General features: G+C 61.4%; 12 protein-coding genes and 1 pseudogene. 6 read left to right on the plus strand and 7 right to left on the minus strand.

Going from position 1 to position 25,651, the window contains the following annotated elements; all coding sequences use genetic code 11:
* Positions 1-15 precede the first annotated feature (15 nt).
* The 4 genes and pseudogenes from OGI63_RS01960 (at position 16) to rsmD (ending at position 12,184) form a co-directional block, all read left to right on the plus strand.
* Entirely contained in the window at positions 16-2,388 is a 2,373-nt protein-coding gene (locus tag OGI63_RS01960) for an ATP-dependent DNA helicase RecG (protein WP_004268350.1), read from the plus strand.
* Between the two features lie 481 nt (positions 2,389-2,869).
* A complete protein-coding gene (locus OGI63_RS01965) occupies positions 2,870-10,960 on the plus strand; it encodes a Spy0128 family protein (RefSeq protein WP_004268352.1) in 8,091 nt (2,696 codons plus the stop codon).
* Positions 10,961-11,207: 247 nt separating this feature from the next.
* Positions 11,208-11,312: pseudogene (locus OGI63_RS01970) on the plus strand (ATP-dependent DNA helicase); the annotation flags it as partial.
* A gap of 296 nt (positions 11,313-11,608) precedes the next feature.
* Positions 11,609-12,184: a 16S rRNA (guanine(966)-N(2))-methyltransferase RsmD gene (rsmD, locus tag OGI63_RS01975; RefSeq protein ID WP_004268356.1), complete on the plus strand. Its 576-nt coding sequence runs from the start codon at positions 11,609-11,611 to the stop codon at positions 12,182-12,184.
* Between the two features lie 26 nt (positions 12,185-12,210).
* On the opposite strand, the gene trmD is transcribed toward rsmD, so the two are convergent.
* The 4 genes from trmD to rpsP form a co-directional block, all read right to left on the minus strand.
* Positions 12,211-13,038 (minus strand): tRNA (guanosine(37)-N1)-methyltransferase TrmD, encoded by an 828-nt coding sequence (gene trmD / locus OGI63_RS01980; RefSeq protein ID WP_004268357.1) that lies wholly within the window; start codon positions 13,036-13,038, stop codon positions 12,211-12,213.
* A gap of 155 nt (positions 13,039-13,193) precedes the next feature.
* Positions 13,194-13,847, minus strand: coding sequence for a ribosome maturation factor RimM (rimM, locus tag OGI63_RS01985; RefSeq protein WP_012619680.1), 654 nt, complete (start codon positions 13,845-13,847; stop codon positions 13,194-13,196).
* 2 nt (positions 13,848-13,849) lie between these two features.
* Positions 13,850-14,083, minus strand: coding sequence for an RNA-binding protein (locus tag OGI63_RS01990; RefSeq protein WP_004268359.1), 234 nt, complete (start codon positions 14,081-14,083; stop codon positions 13,850-13,852).
* Positions 14,084-14,087: 4 nt separating this feature from the next.
* Positions 14,088-14,558, minus strand: coding sequence for a 30S ribosomal protein S16 (gene rpsP / locus OGI63_RS01995; RefSeq protein ID WP_004268360.1), 471 nt, complete (start codon positions 14,556-14,558; stop codon positions 14,088-14,090).
* 229 nt (positions 14,559-14,787) lie between these two features.
* Between rpsP and OGI63_RS02000 the strand changes: the two genes are divergently transcribed.
* On the plus strand, positions 14,788-18,246 hold the full coding sequence (locus OGI63_RS02000) for a glycoside hydrolase family 2 TIM barrel-domain containing protein (protein WP_004268361.1): 3,459 nt from the start codon (positions 14,788-14,790) through the stop codon (positions 18,244-18,246).
* Between the two features lie 279 nt (positions 18,247-18,525).
* Here the strand turns inward: OGI63_RS02000 and OGI63_RS02005 are convergent, their stop codons facing one another.
* Both OGI63_RS02005 and OGI63_RS02010 read right to left on the minus strand, forming a co-directional pair.
* Positions 18,526-19,695, minus strand: coding sequence for an endonuclease/exonuclease/phosphatase family protein (locus tag OGI63_RS02005; protein WP_004268364.1), 1,170 nt, complete (start codon positions 19,693-19,695; stop codon positions 18,526-18,528).
* 462 nt (positions 19,696-20,157) lie between these two features.
* Positions 20,158-21,156: a cation transporter gene (locus tag OGI63_RS02010; protein ID WP_004268365.1), complete on the minus strand. Its 999-nt coding sequence runs from the start codon at positions 21,154-21,156 to the stop codon at positions 20,158-20,160.
* Positions 21,157-21,190: 34 nt separating this feature from the next.
* Here OGI63_RS02010 and ffh point away from each other — a divergent pair, with 34 nt between their 5' ends.
* Positions 21,191-22,834: a signal recognition particle protein gene (gene ffh, locus OGI63_RS02015; protein WP_004268367.1), complete on the plus strand. Its 1,644-nt coding sequence runs from the start codon at positions 21,191-21,193 to the stop codon at positions 22,832-22,834.
* A gap of 1,143 nt (positions 22,835-23,977) precedes the next feature.
* Here ffh and cysS read toward each other — a convergent pair.
* Positions 23,978-25,615 carry a cysteine--tRNA ligase gene (gene cysS / locus OGI63_RS02020; protein ID WP_004268374.1) on the minus strand — a complete coding sequence of 546 codons (1,638 nt, stop codon included), beginning with the start codon at positions 25,613-25,615 and terminating at the stop codon, positions 23,978-23,980.
* Between the last annotated feature and the right edge of the window lie 36 nt (positions 25,616-25,651).

The following is a 25,651-nucleotide window of genomic DNA, read 5'->3' on the forward strand; positions in this document are numbered from 1 at the left end:
AACAAGGAGGCGGCAATGGCACGGCAGGACGGTACGCGCGACGTGACGCTCGAGACGCCGCTGCACGCTCTGCTCGCCAACAAACGTCGCGTGAGCGCACTGAAGAAGCTCGGCGTGCTCGACGTGCGCGACGCGCTCACGTATTACCCGTTCCGCGTCACCGATCCCGTCCCCGTGCGCGCGCTCGTGCAGGCCCAGCCCGGTCTCAAGGAGAAGATGGCGTGCGCCGTGCGCGTGCGCAGCGTGCGTGTCAGCCCGATGAACGCGCGCGCCGGCTACCGTGTGGAAGTGCTCGTCGACGACGACGAGTTCGCCGCGACGCTCCATGTGCGCGGTTCGCTGGCCACGCTCGTGTTCTTCTCGCATCGCAAATCGTACGTGGACTGGCTCGCCGGCCGCTTGCGCGTCGACGGCCACGTGGTGATTGCCGGGGATCCGACCATGTATATGGACCGTCTGCAATTCACCCACCCCGAACTGCTCACCGTGGGCGGCGCGAATCTGCGGGCCGATGTGAGCACGGTGGCCGAGGGTCTGCAGCGCGTCTGCCGGCCGCGGCCCGTCTACCATGCGAATTCGCGCATCTCGAGCGAGCATATTCACGACACGATCCTCTATGTGTTGCGTCTGCTCGCCGGCGAGGACCCGGCGACCGCGATGCACGCCGACGACGAGACCGCGCAGCCGCACATGCGCACGCTGTATGCGGAAAATCCGCAGATTCGCGAGCATTTGGATGCCGCGATCCCGGACATTCTGCCGGGGAATCTGCTGGCCGAGCTGAATCTGATGCACCGCGCGCAGGCATTCTCGCAGATTCACGACCCGGACTCGGTGGGCGCGTTCACGCAGGCGATCACGACAATGCGCTACGAGGAGGCGTTCGTATGCCAGACCGCGCTGATCCGCGCCCGGCACGATGCGCGCGAGCACAACGCGTACGTGTGCTCCGACGTGCAACTGCGCGACGAATACATAGACACGCTGCCGTTCGTACTGACGAAAGGCCAGCGGGAGGTCGTCGACGAGATCAGCCACGACATGTGCCAGGACCACCCGATGCAGCGCCTGCTGCAAGGCGAAGTGGGCTCGGGCAAGACGGTGGTGGCGGTGAGCGCGATGCTGCAGGCGGTCGGATCTGGGCACCAGGCCGTGCTCGTCGCGCCCACGCAGGTGCTCGCCGAGCAGCATTACCAATCGATCTCGAACGTGTTCAACCGCGCGCCCGTGCTGCTGCTCACCGGCGGCATGAAGCTCGCCGAGCGACGCAAAGTGCTCGGCACGGCGGCAAGCGGGGAGCCGTGCATCGTCGTGGCCACGCACGCCGCGTTCTCGAAGTCGTTCCAGGCACCGAACCTCGCGCTCGCGGTGATCGACGAGCAGCACCGCTTCGGCGTGGAACAGCGTGAAACACTGCGTTCGAAGTCGGACGTGGACCCGCATCTGCTGGTGATGACGGCGACGCCGATTCCGCGCACGGCGGCGATGACCTGGTTCGGCGACCTCGACATCTCCTGGCTCACCGAGTTGCCGGGCGGGCGCAAGCCGATCCAGACCGTGGTGATTCCCGAAGAGAACGCGCCGCTCATGGCCGAGATGTTCTGGCATATTCGCCACCGCATAGACGCCGGCGAGCGCGCATACATTGTGTGCCCGCGCATCGAGGAGTCGACTGAAGACGCCGAGGGCGGGGAAAGCGGCGGCGATGCGCGCGCCGATTCCGACGACGGCATGCTGCTCAGCGACGAGGACCTCGGCGAGACGAACGCACGTGCGCCGCTACATTCAGTGCATGAGATCTCCGAGCGCCTGCAATCGCTGCCACAGTTCCAAGGCGTGCGATTCTGCGAACTGACCGGCCGCGACGACGACGAGACGAAGGAGCGCGTGATGGCCGAATTCGCCAGCGGGCAGACGCCGGTCATGGTGGCGACCACAGTAATCGAGGTGGGCGTGGACGTGCCACAGGCGAGCTGCATCGTGATCTTCGACGCCGACAGGTACGGGCTCTCCCAGCTGCATCAGCTGCGCGGGCGCGTTGGCCGTGGCGGCACGCACAGCTGGGCGTTCCTGGTGTCGCAGGCTGAGCCGAACAGCATTGCCGAGCAGCGGCTCGACGTGATCGCGCATTCGCTCGACGGCGCGTTGATTGCGCAAAAAGACCTCGAATTGCGCGGTGCCGGCGATGTGCTCGGCGATACACAGTCGGGCGGCCGCTCGAGCCTGAAACTGCTGCGCGTGGTCAAGGATGCCGCCATGATCACCGATGCGCGCAAGCGGGCCGAGCTGTTGCTGGATGCCGACCCGACGCTCGAGCACCATACGCAGCTCGCGGGCGCGGTGCTCGATTTCTCGCGCGGCAACGAGAAGTTCCTCACCAGCAACTAGTGCAGTTCGGCGCAGTTCGATGTAGTTCGACGCAGTTCGCAGATTCAGCTCGTGCGTAATTGGGGACAGTTATGGGCAATTTGATGACTCTTTTTACGCAGGATGGTGGGATATGGTCGTTTTGTTGTGCGCGTGTATAGGAATCGACCAAAGATTGACGATCTTTCGTCGATTGCCAGAAGGCACGCGGCAGATGACGAAAGTTGGGGGGATGGGTTTCGTCATCTGCGAGTGAGGGGTGGAGATGCGAAGAAGGTGGGGAGATTTGGTGGGGCGATGGGAAAATGTGGACACAGAAATGAGATGTCGGTGATTTGTATACGTTTCGCTGATAGCATGTATATTTATATATAAGTCAGGAAATCGTTGGTGACGCAGGGATTGTTTGCTTCGGGCGAATTCTTGACTGCCAGATCTCTGCGGGGAGGGGCTCATATTAGTGCTTTTCTTCTCAGGGAGATGCGAGAAGAAAGGCATTGCAATGGACATACGGCAGTTGCGCGAGTGGGGGAAGCGACTCTTCGGCTCCATAAGCGCAAATACGAAGAAGGCCATCGCCGGCGTGATCAGCGCGGCGATGATAGTGACCGTGGCGTTGGTGGCGATCCCGGCGCAGGCGGCGGGAAACATGATCGCCGACCCGACGACGTTCACCCAGTGGGAGCAGGGCATCGGCGAGCCGACCGACCCACGCTCCACCGGACGCGTGTGGACCGACAAGTCGGTGTCTACCCAAGAGGTGACGCTGAAGACATATGACGACAATCACGTGACTGTCGCACCAAAGGACGGTTCGTTCCTTGTCGGTCTTTCGGCGATGTCGAGCGCGCAGAAGCTCATCGGCGTCTCGAATGTGACGAAACCGTTGGATATCGTGCTCGTGCTCGACACCTCGGGGTCGATGGCATGGGGCATGGATGGCGATGATGAGTATGCATATGACCCCGTATATGCGGCCGACATCACCACCAGCAAACGGTACTACGTTCGTGTCAGTGGATCAATGACACGCGTTTATAGTTCAGCAAACGGCTGGTACTACGACGCAGGAGGCAGCAGGCATTATGTGACTCCGAAAACATCCGCCGCCGACAGTGACGCCGCGCATACGCAGTTCTACAGCCGGCGGAGGCTGACGACTCAAGACACGCGCATGTATGCGCTCAAGCAGGCGGTGAATGGCTTTATCGACCAGACGATTGCGGCGAACGCCAAGGTGAGCGACCCGAACAAGAAGAACCGCATCGGTCTCGTCACCTACGCGAGTGACGTAAATACGCGAAGCGGCCTGACCGATTCCCTGAGTGGCCTGAAGTCTACCGTGGACGACCTGAAGGCATCCGGCGCCACACGAGCGGATCTGGGCATGCAGACGGCTAACACCGTTCTTGGCAATGCGCGTGCCGATGCCTCGAAGATCGTCATTTTCTTCACCGATGGCCAGCCCACCAAATCAAATGGTTTTGAGAACGACGTGGCCAACGATGCCATCGGCGCAGCGAAAACGATGAAGACCAATGGCGCATCGGTTTATTCGGTAGGCATCTTCACGGGCGCTAATCCGGATGCCAATGTGTCGAGTGTGACCGGCAAGAGCGATATTGAGCTCAAGTCGAATGCGTTCATGCAGGGCGTCTCCAGCAACTACCCGAACGCCACCACCTATACCAATCTGGGTGCCAAAGCCCCGAATTCAAACTACTACCTTGCCGCATCCGACGCCGATACGCTCAATGCCGTGTTCAACACAATCTGGAGCGAGGTCTCGAGCAACCCGACCTCACCGATCCAGGCCGAATCGCAAGATGGCACGACCGGTGAGCGGAAAGGTGCGGTGACGTTCACCGATCAGCTCGGCGACTATATGACCGTCACATCGATGAACAGCGTGATCTTCGCAGGAACGAAGTTCGCGTTCGATCCCGACGCCGAGAACGCGGTGGTCAAGAACGGCAACACGACCACCTACACGTTCCACGGCGAAGTCGCCGGCAATGAGGTCTACAAGGCCGCGAATCTGCAGGACCTGAAGATCACCGTCACCGACAACGGCGAGAAGACCGGCGACACCGTGAGGGTGGAAGTGCCGGCGGATCTGCTACCGCTGCGCCTGTACACGGCGAAGGTGGACAAAGACGGCAACGTGACGACGAGCATCGCACGCACGCACCCGATCCGCCTGTTCTACGACGTTGCGCTGAAAGACGGTGTGCGAGACAAGGTGGCCAAGCCGGATGCGGCGATGAGTCAGTACATCGCACAGCATACCGACGCGAGCGGCGATGTGTACTTCCTGACGAACGCCTACGACACGTCGGCACAACCGGCGGCGGCGAACGGTACGACGACCGCCGTGTTCACGCCGGCGACGACGAACGACTTCTACTACTTCACGCAGGACACGCCGCTGTACAATTCCAAGAATCTGGAAGACCCGGCGAAGTCCATCGAAAACAGCGTGACGAAGACCTACTACTACCAGCGCACGTACTACGCGAACAATGCGAAGCACGAGCAGTGGATCGACGTGCTCGGCAGCAACGCGTACGGCAAGGCGGTTGCGGATAGCAAGGGGAATTACTATGCTCCCGCAGGCACCGAGCGTACCGGACTGTCGCGTCTATACACGGCTCCGAAGAAACCGAACACGACCAACACCGCGTCGAATGCGATCGCGCCGGAATGGCAGATGAACAATGTCACCGTGCGCCTCGGCAACAACGGCAAGCAGACGCTTGCCGGAGTTGGCACGCTGCATGTGACGGAGAAGGTTGTGTGGCCGCAGGGCGCAAAGCGTGACCCGAACAAATCGTTCCCGTTCACACTGCAGCTCGAAGGCACGGGTGCGGATGGCGAATTCCAGGCCGTCATTGCCGGGGAAGGCATGACCGTGACGAATGGACAGACGTTCGAGCTCAAGGACGGCGAAAGCGTCACCGTGTATGGTCTGACGCCGGGGCTCAAAGCCACGGTGGAGCAAACCAACCATGGCGGAGCAGGCTGGAGTGTCAATCATGCCAATGATTCCGGCACGATCGAAAAGAACAAGACGACCAATCTGGACTTCGTGAACACCTATGCGCTCACGCCGACGACGCTTGCAACTGGTTCAATCAAGGGTGAGAAAGTGCTTGCCAATCGCGATTGGCAGCCGGGTGAGGAATTCACGTTCACCATTTCGCCGCTTGGGGAGAATTCGAAGAATCCTCTGCCCAACCCAGCAACCGTGTCGGTGAAGAACAATGGCAGCTATAAGGCCGGCCAACCATACCCGTTCTCGTTTGGTGGGATTGAGTATTCCAATCCCGGTACATACCAATATGTGATAAGCGAGAATCCGGGTGACAAGGCAGGCATGCAGTACTCCGGTGCAAGCTACACCGCCACCGTGACCGTCGAGGACAACGGTAATGGCACAATGACCGCTTCGGTCAACATGAAGAAGACCTACAACGACCAGTATGAAGCAGTCAACCCGGCAGAGCCTACGGATTACGCCAGGTTCACGAACAGGTTCCTCGGCAAGAACGAGTCCGCACCAATTGTTAACGGCTACAAGAACTACACCGACCAAACGGGAGGCAATCCGAATGAGGACGGCAAGTTCAAGGTGATTATTACTGCTGGTAATAACCCGGACAATGGTCCAGCCGTTCCCACCCAGCCCGTCGACGTGAAAGCAGATGGCACTTGGAGCTGGAACCCGACATTCACGAATGCCGCACTCAACGGCCAGACCAGCCAGACCTTCACGTACCATGTGCGCGAGGATGTGCCGACAGGTGCAAGCCCGACGCTCAATGGCATGACGTATGACCTCAACACGTATGATGTGACGATCACGGTGAGCCGCGATTCAAACCAGGATCTCATCACCACGGTTGGGTACCCGAACGGCGCGAAGCGCATCGAGTTCACGAACACGTATAAGGCAACGCCAACGCAGCCTCAGACGTTGCAGGTGGAAAAGAAAGTCACCGGACGCGATGCCGAAGCCCGTAAGTTCACCTTCGAGGCCAAGCTCGATTCGGGTGATGCCAATAATGTCAAGATCAATAACAACGACACCCTCACCAATTGGGACACCATGACGGTGAAGACGCCCGAGATCAAGAACGGCAACACCACCGACATCAACTTCGAAGGCATTGTATTCACGAAGCCGGGAACCTATACGTTCGGCATCTCCGAGCAGATCCCGAACCCGGTGCCTGCCGGCTGGACCTACGACACGCACACGCATACCGTGACGTACGAGGTGACCGACAATAACGGCCAACTCGAAGCCAGGCGCAACACTGACGGCAACGACCTGTTCACGAACGCGTACGCCGCATCGGTGGATTACGGTGCCGAAGGCACTGCCGACGGATTCCGCATTGGCAAGACGCTCACCGGACGTTCGATGAACGCCGGCGAGTTCGGGTTCATCATCGAGCCACAGAATGGCGCCCCGATGCCAGGCGGTGCGGCGCATGCGACGACGACCAACCCGTTCTCCGCAGTCAGCGGGCAGGAGCTCGTCTGGCCGGCGAATGGCACACTGCTCGCCGGACTGCGGTTCACGCAAGACGACGCAGGCAAGACCTACGAGTACACAGTCCGCGAAGTGCCGCCGGAAGACGTGACACAGGAATCGCCGACGAAGAACGGCGTGACCTACGACTTCGCCGCGCATAAGGTCAGCATCAAGGTCATCGACAACAACGGTGACGGTACGATGAGTACCGAAACGACTGTGGATGGCTCCACTGACGCTATCGCGCACTTCACGAACGAGTACGCAGCCGCGGCAGGCAGTCAGTCGTTCAAGCTCGCGAAGACGGTGACCGGTCGTGACTGGAAGGACGGCGAATCGTTCACCTTCGATCTGACGGCGAATCCGGACCAGTCCAATGTGCCGGAGGACGTGTTGACGAAGGCGATGCCCGAACGGAAGTCGGTGACGGTGGGCAAGCCGGAGAACGGCAACACCGCCCAGTTCCACTTCGACGACTTCACCTTCAGTCAGGCCGGCACCTATGTGTACAATGTGCGCGAACGGAACGCCGGCACAACGACGGACGGCATGACGCATGACGGACGTACGGCGATCGCCTCGTTCACCGTCGTCGACAACGGCCTCGGCCGGTATGTCGCCGGCAAACCGCTTATCACCGGCATCGGCGAGTCGAACACCTTCACGAATGCCTACGAGGCTCAGTCGTTCGACGGCGTGCCAGACGGTATGGAATTCTCGAAGCAGCTGACGGGCGTCGAATGGACAGCTGATCGCGAGTTCGAGTTCACGCTGACCGGCAAGGACGGCGCTCCGATGCCGGATGGCGCGAAGGATGGCGTGTTGACGAAGACCGTCGGCAAGCCGGATTCCGGTGATACCCAGACCTTCGACTTCGGCAACATCAAGTACGAGTCCGCCGGTAAGTATGAGTACGAGGTGAAGGAGACGAAGGGCGATATGCCCGGAGTCACCTACGACGAGCACCCAGCGACGGTGACCGTGACAGTGACCGACAACGGCAAGGGACAGCTCGAAGCGAAGGCCGAAGTGACCGATGCCGCATTCGTCAACACATACAAGGCGAATCAGGTGACGGTCGGTTCGACCGATCTGAAGCTGTCGAAGCAATTGACGGGCATTGCGTGGCCGAAGGACCGCACGTTCGAGTTCACGCTGACCGGCAAGGACGGCGCTCCGATGCCGGAAGGCGCGAAGGATGGCGTGCTGACGAAGGCGGTGCACAAGCCTGCCGAAGGTGATACGGCGGACGTCATATTCGGCGATATCACCTATGACAAGGTGGGCACGTACGAGTACACGGTCAAGGAGACGAAGGGCGACATGCCCGGCGTCGCCTACGACGGCCACACGGCGAAGATCACCGTCACCGTGACCGACAATGGCAGAGGCAATCTGCAAGCAGAAGCCAAGGTGAGCGAATCTCAGTTCGTGAACAAGTACTCTGCGCAGCCGGCGACCGGTGTGCCCACCGACTTCACGCTGCACAAGCGCGTCGACGGCATGGCATGGAACGAGAACCAGCAGTTCGAGTTCACGATCCAGGGCCAGGACGGCGCCCCGATGCCGAAGAACGCCACCGTCACCGTTGGCAAGCCGACCGACGGCGACACCGCGAGCTTCGACTTCGGAGAGATCGTGTACACACGTTCGGGCGTCTACCGTTACACCGTCACCGAAATCGCCGGCAACCAGCCGGGTATGGCGTACGACGGGCACACCGCGACGATCACCGTGGAGGTGGCAGACGACGGGCAAGGCCATCTCGTCACCGCCACCACCGTGGAGAACGGCCTGTTCACGAACAAGTACACCACGCAGAACGTGGCGTATCCGGGCGTCGACGTGACCGAGGAGCTCACCGGACGTGCGCAGGCACAGGGTGAATTCCAGTTCGTGGTGCGCGGCAGCGACGAAGACATGCAGCGCGCCGGATACACGGCACGGGCACGCGCGGTGTCGGGCGTCTACGAATTCGACGCGGCGGCCAGCGGCGAGACTGTCACCGTGCCGGGGCTGTTCACCGGACTCGAACTCACGCACGACGACGTTCGTTCGGGCAGGAAGTTCAACTTCGAGGTCGACCAGATTGGCGCGCAGTCCGGCAACGGACTGACCGTGGACGAGCAGGTCTACGCCGTGCAGATCTGGGCCACCGACAACGGCGACGGCACAATGCGCGTGCACACGAGTGTCAATGGCACTGAAACCAGCGAGAAGACGCCGGTGCTGCCGTTCCACAACGTGTACGCGACGGCGCCGGTAACGATTGGCGGTGAAGCGCCGGTGCGCATCAACGCACACAAGACGCTGCACGGACGCGACCTTGCCGACGGCGAATTCCACTTCGCCGTGCGCGACGCCAAGGGCAACGTGATCGCCACCGCCTCTAACGATGCGAACGGGAATGTGGACTTCACTCCAATCGAGTTCACTGCCGAGCGCCTTGCCAACGACGTGCAGAACGGCATCGCCATTCGCAATGTCGATTACACGAAGACGCCGCCGGTGACTACGTACAGCTACGAAGCCACCGTCACGGAGGACGAGCCCGACCCGACGAGCGGCGTGACCGTGCTGAATGGCGAGTTCAGCATCAAACTGATCGTCACCGACGAAGGCAACGGCACTCTCAGTGCCCGCGTAGAGTACCCGGCCGGAACCGACCGTCTTGGTTTCTCCAACCAGTACGGCGCCTCTTCGAAGCTCAGCAAGCCGATCATCGGAGCCAAGAAGCTCGACGTGAAGTCTGGCGACAACGCTCCGGAGATTGCAGGCAAGTACACGTTCACAATCAGCGGTTCGGAAGGCGCACCAATGCCGAAGAACATGCAGACCACGAACGACGAAGCCGGCAACGTCAACTTTGGTGACATCGAATACACCATGGAGAACGTATTCGGAACCGACAAGGTGCGTGAGAAGACGTTCACATACACCGTCACAGAGGAAGGCAATGTGCCAGGCGTGACCAACGACAGTGCCAAGACCTTCAACGTGAAAGTCAGGGACAACGGAGATGGCACCCTCGCCGTGGAGGACAGCGAAGGCATGCCCTTCACGTTCACCAACATCTACGCCGTGTCGCCGACCGACCCGGTGTCGCCGACCGACCCGGACAGGGAAGGTGTCGTGACCGGTGGCGTGCCGATGACGAAGACCATCGCCGGTCGTGACTTGAAGGACGGCGAGTTCGAATTCGCCCTCACCAAGGCGGACGGCACGCTTGTTGGCACCGCGAAGAACGCGGCAGACGGCTCTGTGAAGCTGCCGGCAGTCACGTTCGACGCCCCTGGCAACTACGCCTACCTGGTCCGCGAGAACGCCGCTGACGCCGACAACGGCGTGACCTATGACAACCGCACCTATGCGGTGGTCGCTCAAGTTACCGACAAAGGTGACGGAACCCTTGCAGTGCAGTGGCAGATTGCCGATTCCGATGGCAACGCCGTGAAGGCAATGGCTTTCGAGAACACGTACGCCGCAGTTCCAACTGCCGTTCAGTTCGGCGTGGGCAAGTTGCTCGACGGTCGCGCTCCGCGTGAAGGCGAGTTCAGGTTCAGTCTGCGTGGAGCCGATGAATCCACCCCGATGCCGCTTGCGGCAGTTGACGGTGTGCAGACGGTGACCAATGACGCAACCGGTAGCGCCTTGTTCGGCACCATTGGCTACGAGAAGGCTGGGGAATACCACTATGTGGTAAACGAGGTCAAGGGCGATGACAAGACCATCACCTACGACGACCACGAGTACGACGTGACCGTGCGAGTGACTGATGACCTCAAGGGCAGCCTCGTGGCCGCGGTCGAGTATCCAGAAGGCGTGGAAGGCATTGTGTTCCATAACGTCTACACCAAGCCCGTTGAGCCGAGCAAGCCTGCCGAACCGGCCCAGCCGGCTAAGCCTGGGGCCAAGCCGGAAGCCAAGGAACCGGCGAAGGAAGTGCAACAGGTGGCCGACACCGGTGCGGACATCGCTCTCGCCGTGGCTGCAGCGGCCGCGCTCATCTTGGCAGGAGCCGGTTTGCTGATTGCCCGTCGCCGCAACGAGTGAGCTGCTGACCGGGAATAGCTAGTCCGAGCCAACACTGAGGCCCGCAACGCCATTCGTTGCGGGCCTCAGTGTTTTTGGGCTGTCTGTGGGGTCTATCGGTTTGCCAAGCTGGTTCGGCATGGTTGCGCGTGCAGGTTCAGGTACAAGGGCGTGCTTCGCATTGCTGGTGGCGCTATGGCGTTCAGGTTGCTTGGTGGTTGTGGCTCGTAGCGGCATGCACAGCTTGATGCTCGCGACGTCGTGGGACGAGCTGCTGCTGGACGCCGATCCGATGCTCGATCACCATGCGCAATTCGCGGGCGCGGTGCTCGATTTCTCGCGCGGCAACGAGAGGTTCCTCACCAGCAACTAGTGCAGTTCGGCGCAGTTCGATGTAGTTCGACGCAGTTCGCAGATTCAGCTCGTGCGTAATTGGGGACATCTTTGGTGGCCGATCTGTCCCTTTTTACGCAGATACAGACAGATCAGATATAGCTGTACATACGCAACGGATGCAGATGCTGTGCGTAAAACGGGACATGTGGACGCTGAATTTGTCTCTTTTCACGCAAAGAACATCATGCAGAATGCTTGGAAAAATAAGACGTACAAGGGGCGTGGGAGGCACGCATGCACGCCTGCGGCGAGAGGGCGGGATAATCTGAAGACATGCGTGTGATTACAGGACGATTCAAGGGCGTGCCGCTCACCACGCCGCGCTCGGAGACGCGGCCGACCACCGACCGCACGAAGGAGGCCATGTTCTCGCGCCTCGACAGCACCGGCATTCTCTCGGGTGCGCGCGTGCTCGATCTGTTCGGCGGAACCGGCGCGCTCGGCATCGAGGCGCTGAGCCGTGGCGCGAACGAATTGGTGGTGGTGGAGGCATCTGGCCCCGCTGCCAAGCTCATAGCGCATACGCTGACAGCACTGCGGCACAATCCCGCGTGGGAGGAGTCGATGAACGCGCGCATCGTGCACGCGAAAGCCGAGCGGTACGCGGCGAAGGCGAAGGTGGGCGAGCCGTTCGACGTGGTGCTCATCGACCCGCCGTATGCGTTCTCCACTGCCGATTGCGAACGTCTGCTCGGCGATCTCACCGCGCGCGGCTTGGTGGCGCGCGACGGCATGATCGTGCTCGAGCGGTCGGTGCGCACCGAGCGACCCGAAGCGCCCGTCGGATGGCAGATCACCGACGCGCGCGACTACGGCGAGACCGCCGTGTACACCTACCGCGCGCAGTGAGAGTGCAGTGAGGGCGCGGGTGGGCGTCAGTCTTCGAGTTTGCGCGGATGCTCGCCGGAGACCTCCCAGCCGAGCGACATGAGCGTCTTGCGGTCCTGCTTGTCGAGCGCGTGGCAGTCGAGCCGCGCAATGAGGTCGGGGCGCAGTCGGGACGTTTTCTCGAGGGCCTCGTCGCGGCGGAATCTGTTCACCCTGCCGTGATCGCCGGAGATGAGCACCGGCGGCACGTCGATTCCGCGCCAGCTCGCCGGTTTCGTGTACTGATTGTGCTCGAGCAGTGCGTTCTCGCCGGTGTATGATTCCTCGACAATCGAGTCGGCGTTTCCCATGAAACCGGGCAGCAGGCGCGTGATCGCCTCGAGCATCACCGAGACGGCGACCTCGCCGCCGTTGAGCACATAGTCGCCGATCGAATATTCGCGCACGTCGACGCCGCGTTCGCGATAATACTGCGGGATGCGCGCGTCGTAGCCCTCGTAGCGGCCGCAGCCGAACACGAGGTGTTCGGCGTGCGACAGCGCGGTCGCGTCCTGCTGCGTGAACAGCGGGGCGGACGGGTTCGGGAAGATCAGCACGGGGGAGTCGGCGGCCGGGGCGGCGTGCGCGTTCGCGGGAGCGTCGGCCGGGATGCCGAGCAGCTCGTCGAGGCATTCCGCCCACACCTCGGGTTTCATCACCATGCCCGCGCCACCGCCCACCGGGGTGTCGTCGACGGACTGATGCACATCGTGCGTCCACTGCCGCAGATTATGCGAGCGCACGGCGAGCAGACCCCTCTCCTGCGCTTTGCCGAGCAGACTGAGATTGAGCACGTCGAAATACTCGGGGAAGACGGAAACGATGTCGATGTCCAAACGAACTCCTTTGAAATGGGCAGTGGGTGGGAGAGCGGGATGCGGTGGGCTTCCCCTCTGCGTAAAAGGAGACAGATAGGTGCTGGTAGATGTCCCTTTTTACGCAGAGAATAGGGACGTAAAAAGGGACGGATAGCGGTTGCAAATGTCTCTTTTTACGCAGAAGGAGGGGCCGCGCCGACCGAGTCTGCCGTGTCCGCGATGTCTGGCTCGCCGATGCCGGGGACGAGGCCGCCGGGCGGATCCACGGTGAGGTAGCCCTCCTCGAGATTGACCTCGGGAACCAGCGCCTCCACGAAGGGCAGCAGGAAGGCCTCGCGGTTCGGCATGCGGATCTTGAGCAGCCATTGGGCGCCCTCGATCACGTCGACCACCTTGCCGAGATCGGTGAACTCGAATTCGGCGCCTTCCGGGGCGTCGTCGGCATTCGCCGCGGACACCTCGGATTCCAGGTACACTTCCAGGCCGAGCAGATCCTTCGGGTAGAACTCGTCGTCATCGAGCTCCTGCGGCTCGCCGTACAGCACGGTGTTGCGCAGCGCCTCGGCGGCATTGCGGTCATCCACGCCTTCGAAGCGCACATACCAACGGTTCTTGAATGTGCGCGCGGCGGCCACGGTGTAGGGGCGTAGTGCGTCCGCAGCGGATTCGCGCGCATAGAGCACCTCGCCGGGTGCGAAACGGGCATGCGGGTCGTCCGTATACAGTTCCACGGAGACCTCGCCCTTGAGTCCCTGAGCCTTGCCAATACGACAGACCCGCAACAACTCTTGGGGCTGTTGCGGGTCTGGCACGCTGTTCGTGTGCATGTTCACTTGCGTACGTCCATGATGTCCACGCGAACCTTGTGATCGGAGATCGCCTGGATCACCGTGCGAACCGCGTTCGCAGTGCGTCCGTTGCGACCGATCACACGCCCGATATCCTCCGGATTCACGCGGACGCGAATCAGTTCACCGCGGGCGTTCTCATGGGACTTGACTGAAACGTCGTCGGGAAAATCGACGATGTTCTTGATCAGATGTTCCACGGCTTGAGCAAGCATGGTCTCACACGCTTTCCGGTGCGGATTCTTCGACGTCGGCGAGCTCGACCTTCTCGTCATCGTGCTGGACCTCGGCCGGGGTCTCGGCTTCGGCTGCCTTGGCGGCGGCTTCGGCCTTGGCGGCCTTGAGCTTCTGCGCCTTGTTCTCAGCCTCTTCGACGAGCACGGCGGCTTCCGGCTTGGCGGCGGCGGTCTTCAGCGTGCCCTCGGCACCCTTGAGGCCCTTGAACTTCTGCCAATCGCCGGTGATCTTGAGCAGGTTAAGCACCTGGTCGGTCGGCTGTGCGCCGACGCCGAGCCAGTACTGTGCGCGATCGCTCTTGATCTCGATGGTGGAAGGCTGCGTGTTCGGGTTGTACAGGCCGATCTCCTCGATGGCGCGGCCGTCGCGCTTCGTGCGCGAATCCATGACCACGACGCGGTACACCGCATAGAACTTCTTGCCCATACGCTTCAAACGAATCTTGGTTGCCAAAGTGGCTCTCCTTGTTAACTAGGGTGTGTGTTTCGCCGGTCGTGTGGGGACAGGACCCGCTCACACACGTGTTCCTTGCACATGGGGCATGAGAGGGCTCCCCGTGCACAAATAACTTCACTAGTATAGCGTGCGGGGGTAGATAATCTGCACATGGGCGTAACCCGCGGAAATACCGTGCTCCCCATACCATGTTCTCATAACAGCGGTGGAGGCAAAGGAGACGGCCGTGTTCATTCCGCGGTATTTCGAGGATCTTGATACGTTGCATGTGGGGTGCGAGCCGAATCGCGCGTATTTCGTGCCGGCGTCGGCGCCCACCGATACGCGGTTCGCCGCGCGCGAGCAATCCGATCGATTCCGTCTGCTCAACGGCGAGTGGGATTTCAAATACTATGCGAGCGTCTACGATTTGGACGCGGAGGTGGACGCAAGCGCTCAAGCTCACGAGCCGGTGTTCACCGAACCGATGTTCGACGCGGACTCCTATGACCAGATCGCCGTGCCGAGCGTGTGGCAGACGCACGGCTACGACCACAACCAGTACACGAACACGCGCTACCCGTTCCCGCTCGACCCGCCGTTCGTGCCGCACGATAACCCGTGCGCGGTGTACCGCACGACCTTCGGCTATGACGTGGATCCCGCCTGCCCGCGCGCCTTCCTGAATTTCGAGGGTGTGGACAGCTGCTTCTACGTGTGGCTCAACGGCGACTTCGTAGGCTATTCGCAGGTCTCGCATTCGACGAGCGAGTTCGAGGTGACTGACGCGCTTGACGACGGCGAGAACACGCTCGTCGTGCTCGTGCTCAAATGGTGCGACGGCAGTTACCTGGAGGATCAGGACAAGTTCCGCATGAGCGGCATCTTCCGCGATGTGTACTTGCTCACGCGCCCCGAACATGCGATTCGTGATTTCTATGTGCGCACCGATATCCGGTTTGCAGATTCCGGCACGCGTGCGGCGGCCGCGCCGCAGGCCGTGAGCGCGGACGTGACCGTCGACTTCGACTTCCTCGACGGCGTGCCGGTGGAGGGCATCGACGTCGTGATCGGCGACGCGGCGGGCAATGTGGTTGCGCAGGGCGTGACGGAAGCGGTTCAGTCTGAAACGGGCACGGTGGGGGAGTCTGCCCACCGAAGGCAAGCGGTTGAGAACGGCAGCGCATTCCCGGCGAAGGCGCGCGTGAAACTCACCGTGGAACAACCCGTGCTGTGGAATCCGGAGGTGCCGACCTGCTACACGCTGATGATTCTGAGCGACGGCGAAAGCATCACGCAACCGCTTGCGCTGCGCGACATCGCCGTCGTGGCGCCCGACGGCCGCCACCAGACCGTGCTGCTCAATCGCAGGCCGATTGTGATCCACGGCATGAACCGGCACGACAGCGACCCGGTGACCGGTTATACGATCTCGCCGGAGCAGTTCCGAACCGATCTGCTGCTCATGAAGAGCCACAACGTGAACGGCGTGCGCACCAGCCACTACCCGAACGCGCCGCATTACTACGATCTGTTCGACGAGCTCGGGTTCCTCGTGATCGACGAGGCCGACATCGAGGCGCATGGTGTGGCCGACGCCGTGTTGCCGAAGCCCGGCGCGGAATCTGCGAATATGGAGGAATGGCAGCGCGCGCAGCTCATGTGGAACGGCCTCATCGCGAACAATCCGCGGTTCGTGCCGGCCATTCTCGACCGCATTCAGCGCCTCGTGGAACGCGACAAGAACCGTGGATGCGTGATCTTCTGGTCGATGGGCAACGAGTCCGCCTACGGCATCGGGTTCGAAAAAGCGCTTGAGTGGGTGAAAACACTGGATTCGCAGCGGCTCACCCATTACGAGAGCGCGCGGTATGTCGAAGAAGGCGGAACGCTTCAGCATGACTACGGCAACATAGACGTGCACAGCCGCATGTACCCGAGCATCGCCGAGATCGACGCGTATTTCAGTGAATCCGGGCCGAACGGGGACGGTGCGAATGGGGAGGACGGCACCGCGGAAAACGGGCAGGTGAAGCCCTACATCATGTGCGAGTACTGCCATGCCATGGGCAACGGGCCGGGCGATCTCGAGGACTACTTCCAGTGCATCGAGCGGCACGAGGGGCTGCTCGGCGGGTACATATGGGAATGGTGCGACCACGCGATCTACGCCGGCAGGAACGCGCGCGGGCGGCAGGAATACCTGTACGGCGGCGACTTCGGCGAATGGCCGAACGACGGCAATTTCTGCGTGGACGGCATGGTTTCGCCGGACCGCACGCCGCACAGCGGCCTCGACGAGTTCAAGAACGTGTTCCGGCCGGCGCGCGTGGTGAGCGTGGATGCCGAGCGCGGCGTGGTGAATCTGCGGAACCATTACGACTTCCGCGAGCTTGGTGAAGCGGTTATCGTGATGTGGGAAGTGTATGTGGACGGCGTGATGCAGACGTACAGCCTCGTCGAGCCGGGCACGTTCGCGATTGAGCCGCATGCGGTGGGCGAAGTGCGCTTAAGCGGTTGGGAGAGCGTGTGGCCGGTCGCGCAGCCCGGGCGAGTCACCCTCGTGCTGCGGTACTTGGCGCGCGAGGCGCAGTGGGGGCAGGAGCAGCTGTTCGAACTCGGCTTCGACGAGGTGGAGTTGCCGAATCCGACCGGAGATAACAGTTCGCAGTGGGTGCGTCACCAGGTGGAAGACATGCTCGCCGGCGACGAGATAGGCGAGTCGGTGACGTTGGAGGAATCCGATGCGCGCATTGTGATCAACGGCGCGAACTGGCGGTACGTGTTCGACAAGTGCACCGGTTTGTTCAGCGAGCTCGTGTACGCGAACCGCACGATTCTCGCGACGCCGATGACCCTCGACATCTGGCGTGCGCCCACCGACAACGACCGCAATGTGCGGCATGAGTGGGAGCGCTGCGGGTACGACCGCGCATATGCGCGCGCGTACGACGTGCAGACGCGCACCGTGGTCTCCAGCGGCATTGGCGAAGCGGCGCTCGGCGTGGACGGCGGCGCGTACGGCGAAGAGACGGCCGTGGAGGACGCCGAGGGGCCGATGGCGGTGAACGCGGTGGAAATCAAGTGCTCGATGGGGGCGGTCGCGCCCACGGTGCAGCCGATCGCCCGCATGGACACCACGTGGACGGTGCATGCAGACGGTTCCGTAGCGCTTCACATGAACGTGCGCAAGGATCCGGCGTTCCCGTTCCTGCCGAGATTTGGCATTCACATGCAACTGCTGAAATCCATGAGCAACGTCACCTATTGCGGCCTCGGGCCGAACGAAAGCTATGTGGACAAGCGGCGCGCCAGCTGGCACGGCGTCTTCAGCGCTTCAGTGAGCCAGATGGGCGAACGCGAGATCAAACCGCAGGAGAACGGCAACCACCACGATTGCAGCTGGGCGAGAGTGCAGGGTGACGGGGTGGCGTTGATGATTGTGCAGGGCGACGGCTCGCAGCCCGAGAGTCCCGCGGAACTGTTGCGCGGGTTCGATTTCCAGGCGTTGGAATACACGGCGGCCGAGATGACGCGCGCACGGCACGATTTCGAGCTGCAGCCGAGCGGGTTCACCGAAGTGAGTGTGGACTACATGCAGTCCGGCATCGGTTCGAACAGCTGCGGGCCGGAGCTGCTGCCGCAATACCGCCTCGATGCGCCGGAATTCGACTTCGCCATCACACTGCGTCCGCAGCTCGCCTGAGTCCTGTGTGCCAAGCGTTCGTTGTGCCGAGCGCGGTGGTTGCGCCAGGGTGCCGGTGGTTGCGCCAGGGTGCCGGTGGTTGCGCCAGGGTGCCGGTGGTTGCGCCAGAAGCTGTAATCGTGAGTCGTTAATCCTCTGCGTAAAAAGAGACGCATGCATGCCGCCATCTGTCTCTTTTTCCGCAGAAGATTGCGAATAAGAGACGTAAAAAGGGACGTGTGGATATGCCTATTTGTCTCTTTTTACGCAAGAAGGGGGAGGCGCTGAACGCGTGGGCAGCTAGTCGGCGGTCTTTCGACGCGACTTCGCGGGGAGCGGCGGCAGTGAACTCGGCCAGGATTCGCGAGCGGCGGCATTCGCCTGCGTGCGCGTGTCTCGAATGGTGAGCGTGGCGGTGAGACCAAGGTGGTCAGTGCCATCTATGAACACGGCGCGCACGTTGGAGGCGGTCATGAAATCGGTGAACAGAATGTGGTCGATCACAATGCGCGGCCATTTGAGCCAGCTCGGGTAGGTCGGGTGTTCCCCGCGCGCCTCGACCAGGGCGGCGTCGTGGAAGCCGCTCGCGAGCAGCTCGCGGAAGCTCGGGTGCACGATGCTCGAGTTGAGATCGCCCATGAGCACGGCAATTTCGCGATTGTTGCACGAGTCGTCTGCGTTCCGGTCCCGGTCCTTGTTCGCAGATTTCGCCAGCGCGCCAAGCCCGATGATGCCGGCGGACCAATCCTTGCAGCTGCGTTGCGGCGATTTCGGGTGGGCGCTCGCGAACGTGATGTTGAACGTCGACGTGACCGGCAGTGTGACCGTGGGGACGTCGGCGGCGGGAATCGGCACGCCAGTGGGCGTCTGCTCGGCCGGTTCCACGCGCAGCCACAGGCCGTTGAAGCCGCCGTTGTCGGAGCTGCTGGGGTCGCCGAATTGGTGGAATGGCAGCAGATCGTCGAGTCCGGCATCGTGCAGCTCGGTGACGAGGTCGGGGCTCATTTCCTGCAGGGCGAGCACGGCGATGTCGTTCGTGCGCACCGTGTTCACGATTTCATGGGCGTTGGCTTCGCCGTATCTGCAGTTCAGGGTGAACACGTTGAAATGGCCGTTTGCAAGATTTTCAACGGCAGCCGAGTTGGATGAAATGGTTAAGTTCTCCGATTCCCTCTTTTCGGCGAGCTTGCGGGCGATGAGTTCGCCGGTGTTGGGAGTCTTCAGGTCATTCATGTAATACGCGGTTTTGCGTAGGAGTGAAGCGATCAAGCCAACGATTGCACACGCCATAAGCGGCCATTCGCGCAGGCAGCCGGACCAGATGGCGACGGCGGTGATGCCGATCCACGCGAACGGCGAGAGCGCGATGAGGTAGGGCAGCGGCGCGTGGCCATCCCAGCCGGCGGGCAACTCGCTCAGCGAGATCCAGACCAGCAGCAGTACCAGAATCACCCACAGTGCAATGATCATGCGTTCTCCTCGTTGCTCGGGCATGCCGGGCCCACGCCCCGCAGCTGAGCATATTGTACGCGAGATGCCTCAAAGGCGCGCTCAGAGGGGATTGCGTCCGGCCATCCTTCCCTGCTTTCCGTCTCACGGAGCACCTGAACGGTTACGGGATGCCTTCTAGCAGTTACGGGATGTCTTTAACGGCTACGGGATGTTTTCTTTCTTTGGAGATGTATTTGCAATGGCGCAAAACTTACCAAATCGGCGTGTTAACCGTACTGAGACGAACATTAATAATATGATTTCGAACATTTCCTCGCAGGTCTATTTGGGCTGTGACATCCCGTAACCGTTAAAGACATCCCGTAAGAGTTGGTGACATCCTGTAAGGGGTAGAGGGGGGTAGAGAGGGGTAGAGGGGGTCGAGGGGGATGGAATATGGGGATGGAATAGGGGGTGGAGAATGGAGGAGTCTCGGTTGTCTCAGTCGAAGACGAAATCGACGTTCACGAGGTGCAGCTTCGGCTCGAGCGCGCGCTCCATCCGCTTGCGCGCCTCGACGAGATCCTCGACCCGCACGACATCGCCGGTGCCGTTGACAATGATGTCGATGTCGAAATTCATGCCCGTCTTGAATACGTGGATCGTCTGCACTTTCACGCCGGCCGGCAGATGCGCGGACGCTTCGCGGGAGACGAGTTCGGAGACCTCCTCGTCGTCGTGCGTGCCGCCGATGAGCTCCACAAACGCATCGCGCAGCACGGTCACCGGTTCCTTGATCGTCAGCGCGACGATGATCGTCGTGATGAAGAAATCTCCGGTGTAATGCAGGAAGTCGAGCGGCGTGCCGTTGGGCAGAAAATACAGCAGCACGGCGACGATGCCGATGCCGAGCGAGATCATGCCGTCGATCCACGTGCCGTTCGCCTCCGCCTTGAGCATGAGGCTCGCGTTGCCGAGCGTGCGGTTGCGTGCGCGGTAATACGCGACGAGCGCGATGCAGACGGCGACGGCGAGAATCTGGTAGATGATCACCGGGCCGAATTCGAGACGCTCGCCCTCGCCGTGCACGAAGTAGGCGATGGCAATCTGCGCGACGTCGAGGAACGAGAACAGCAGCAGGCAGATCGTGAAAATCGATTTGCAGATCGCATAGATCGGCTCGAGCGCGAACATGCCGTTCGGGAAGCGGTCGCTCACGCGCACCGTCTTCTTCGACAGGTATGCCGCGACGCCGCCCGAGATTACCGAGATCACCGTGAACGAGGCGTCGAGGAACATGGACTTGAGTCCGGTGAGGAAGAACACGAAGAAGCCCGCGAGCACCATGACGATATTGACGACGATGCCCACCTTGAGCGCCTGCTGTTCGATCTTCTTCTGATGCATGCTTCCTCCCGTCGCGCAGACCGTGTGCGTATTCCCGGATTCCAGCTTATCGAATTTGCGCAGCGGCGTGGCAAGTGTGTGGCCAAGCTCCACGATTTCCCCTCTGCAAGCTAGAATTGTGGACATTATGGCAGCATTTAGTTCGTTAACAGATCGTCTCTCGAATGCATTCAAGCATCTCAAGAGCAAAGGCAAGCTTTCCGACGCGGATATCGACGGTACAATCCGCGAAATCCGCCGCGCGTTGCTCGACGCCGACGTCTCGCTCGACGTGGTGCGCTCGTTCACCGCGCGCGTACGCGACCGCGCACTGAGCACCGAGGTTTCCGAAGCGCTGAATCCGGCGCAGCAGGTGGTGAGGATCGTCAACGACGAGCTCACCGACATTCTCGGGCAGGGAGTCGATCGCCCGCTCAACTTCGCGAAGAATCCGCCGACGATCATCATGCTCGCCGGTCTGCAAGGCGCCGGCAAGACCACGCTCGCCGGCAAACTCGGCTACTGGCTCAAGGATTCCGGCCACACGCCGCTGCTCGTGGCGGCAGATTTGCAGCGCCCGAACGCGGTGACGCAGCTCGAGGTGGTGGGCGAGCGCGCCGGCGTGCCCGTGTATGCGCCGGAGAAGGGCGTGCAGTCCGCGGGCGGCGATGCGGTGTCGGCACCTGGCGAGACCACCGGCGACCCGGTGAAGGTGGCGCGCGACTCGATTGAATACGCGCGGCAGAAAATGTACGACACGGTGATCATCGATACCGCCGGCCGTTTGGGTGTTGATGAGACGCTCATGCAGCAGGCGCGCGATATTCGCGACGCCGTGCAGCCGAACGAAGTGCTGTTCGTGATCGACGCGATGACCGGTCAGGACGCGGTGCGTACTGCGCAGGCCTTCGACGAGGGCGTGAACTTCACCGGCGTCGTGCTGTCGAAACTCGACGGCGACACCCGCGGCGGCGCGGCGCTCTCGGTTGCCTCGGTGACCGGCAAGCCGATCCTGTTCGCGTCGAACGGCGAGGGGCTCAAGGACTTCGAGGTGTTCCACCCGGACCGCATGGCCTCGCGAATCCTCGACATGGGCGACATTCTCACGCTCATCGAGCAGGCACAGCGCGAGTTCGACGAGGAGGAGACCCGCAAGGCCGCCGCGAAGATGGCGGAAGGCGAGTTCGGGCTCGACGACTTCCTCGCCCAGCTGCAGCAGGTGCGCAAGCTCGGCTCGATGAAGTCGCTGCTCGGTATGATCCCCGGCATGGCACAGCATCGCAAGGAACTGGAGATGTTCGACGAGCGCGAGGTGGACCGTACCGAGGCGATCATCCGCTCGATGACGCCCGAGGAACGCCGCAATCCGAAGATCATCGACGGGTCGCGCCGCGCACGCATCGCCTACGGTTCCGGCGTCTCGGTCTCGGCCGTGAACGCGTTGCTGCAGCGGTTCGAGCAGGCGTCGAAGATGATGAAGCGCATGACCAACCGCGCCGGCATGGGCGGCGGCATGGCAGGCGGATTCGGAGGATTTGGCGGTCCCGGCGGCTCGAAGAAAGGCAAGAAAGGCAAGAAAGGCAAGAAGGGCGGCAAGTCCGGCAACCCGATGAAGCGCGAGGCCGAGGAGAAGGCATTGCGCGCCAAGCTCGCCGGCAAGTCGAACCCGGGCGGCTCGGCGTTCGCGAAGAAACCGCAGGCCAACGAACTGCCGGCCGGTTTGCAGGACATGCTCGGTGGCGCTGACGTTCCGTCGAACCTGGGCGGCGGACTCTCCGGTCTGCTCGGGTGAGCTCGGGCGGTTGGCGCGGCTGGGCGTGGCTGGGCGCCAGGTTCTTCACCAGGTTTTCCTCTGCGTAATTGGGGACAGATAGCGGGTCTATCTGTCCCTTTTTACGTCCCTTCTTGAGTTCATCGTGGCGCATTTGAATTGAGGTATCGCATAAGGCAACCATTGGCGGCTTCGCTGGTTGGGGTGAGGTTGGGATTGCAATGGCGACACGTGTAGCTTCCATATGGTGGTCGTCGTGAGATTGACGCTGCAAGTGTGGCATGCGGATCTGTCTGTAGTAGTCGTCGCGAGATTGAATTTGCAAGTGTGGCACGTCTGCGGGTCTCTTGGGTTGTCTGTTTTGCATTCCGAATCTCAGTAAGGTTCGTTGAGGCGCGCTCGGTGGTTTGGGTGAGGCTCGGCGTGCAAAGGTGGCGCGTGAATCTGTGCTGCGATGGTCGGTGTGAGGTCGAATCTGCAAACATGGCATGTTAGATGTCGCTTACTGGCTGGGTTGAGATTCGAGTTACAAACACGACATGTTTGCGAAGGGCCGAACATGCCGATCTGAGACCGCAATTGCAAACGCGACACGTGCAATGTCAAAAGTAAGACGACGTAAATAGGAATAGACAGAAAGATGTATCCGCCTCAATCTCCATGTGAAGATGGGCGGGCAGAGAAGAGAGAAATTTAGTATAAATAAGGGTGATGTTAGCGTAAAAAGAGATAGATGGAAGCGCGCAATGACCCTTTTTACTCAGGGAATGGGGCATGGGAGGGCATAGGGAATGGGTGCGTGGAGATTGGATGTAAATGGGGACAGATTGGCTCGCTATCTGTCCTTTTTTATGCAGAAATAAGATGCATGAGATGGCATCGGTATTAGCGTAAAAGGAGACATCTATAGGCTTCCTGCTGTCCCTTTTTGCAAAGAAGGCAAAGAAGTCCGCGCCCCCGGTGGGACTCGAACCCACACTGGGTGATCTGTCCCTTTTTACGCAGGAAATAGAACGCTGAATTTTTATACCGGGGATAGAGCGCTGAATTGGACGTAAATGGGGACAGTTAGAACCGCTATCTGTCCCCATTTACGCAAAGAAGTCCCTTTCGCAAAGGAACTTCATGTACGCAGAGGGGCTTTCCAGAGGGAGGGATGCGCAATCAGCGGGAGGGGGCGAGGGTCCAGGTGGAACCGGTGGGGCCGTCTTCGATTGTGATGCCGGCGGCGGCGAGAGCGTCGCGAATCTGGTCTGCCTTTGCGAAATCCTTGTTTTTACGGGCTTCGGCGCGGGCGGCGAGCTGCGCGTCGACGAGTTCGCCGAGTGTTTTGAGCGCGCTGGAGTCGCCGCCGGCCTCGTCGCCGCCGTCAATCCACGGACTGGCAAGCGGGTCGAGACCGAGCGTGTCGAGCATCGCGCGCACATTGACGAGCGCGGCACGCAATGCGGTGCGGTCCGCGTCGTCGGCGTTGCCCGCGAGGCGCGCAAGCAATGTGTTGCCCTCGCGAATCTGCGTGAAGATCGCTGCGGTGGCGCGCGACACATTCACGTCGTCGTTCATGGCGGCGACGAAATCCACGGGCAGATTGTCGGCCGAGACGCCGGTGATCTCGTCACGCGACGGCTGCTCACCGAGCGCGTCCGCGGCATGCCCGATGAAGTTCATGATGCGCTCGTATGCGGCCTCGGCTTCGGCGAGCGTCTGGTCGCTCCACTCGAGCATCGAGCGGTACTGCACGGAGCCGAGCGCATAGCGCACCACCCACGCGGAATGCTCGGCGAGCACGACCGGCACCGACAGGCCATTGCCGAGCGACTTGCTCATCTTCTCGCCCTTGGCGGTCACCCATGCCGAATGCATCCATCGGTTCGCCGTGCGGTAGCCGGCCGCGCGGGTCTGCGCCATCTCGTTCTCGTGATGTGGGAAACGCAGATCGAGACCGCCGCCGTGAATGTCGAACATGCCATCGAGATAGCGGTAGCTCATCGCCGAGCATTCGATATGCCAGCCCGGGCGGCCCGTGCCGAACGGAGTCTTCCAGCGGGCGTCGGCGGGATCGGTGCTCTTCGGGCGCTTCCACAGCGCGAAGTCGCGCGGGTCGCGCTTGTTCTCGGAAAGGTCGGCCGGGTCGGCGGGATTGTATTTGTCGTCTCCGGAGGCGTCGACCGACGGGCCCATGCGATCGGCCACGGCGGCGGCCTCGTCAACCTCGGCGGTCTGCTTCTGGTGCGTGAGCTCGCCGTAGTGCGGCCAGGAGGCGACGTCGAAATACACGTCGCCGGTCAGTTCGCCGTGCTCGTCGCGGATCACATAGGCGTGGCCGTTGTCGATGATGCGCTCGATCAAGTGGACCATGTCGATGATATGCCCGGTCGCGCGCGGCTCGTACGTGGGTGCGAGCACGCCGAGCTCGTTGTACGCGTGCGTGAACTCGCGCTCGTAATGGTATGCGCGTGCCCACCAATCCTCGCCCGCTGCGGCGGCCTTGTCGAGAATCTTGTCGTCGATGTCGGTCACATTGCGAATGAACGTGACCTTGTAGCCGAGCCGCTCAAACCAGCGGCGAATGATGTCGAACGCGACGGCCGCGCGAATATGGCCGATATGCGGGGCGCTCTGCACGGTCGCGCCACACACGTACATGCCCACTTCGCCGGGTTTGATCGGCTCGAAACGCGAGACCGCATGCGTCGCCGTGTCGTAGAGCTTCAAATCGACGGCCGCATTGGCAACGCCGTGATTGCCGGCGGCGAGCGTTTCGTCAAATTGGTCTGTAGTGTGTGATTGCGCGTGTGTCATAGTCTGAGCGTATTGCTCTTCGGCGACAAGCCGCGC

It is taken from the genome of Bifidobacterium sp. KRGSERBCFTRI, from assembly GCF_025908335.1.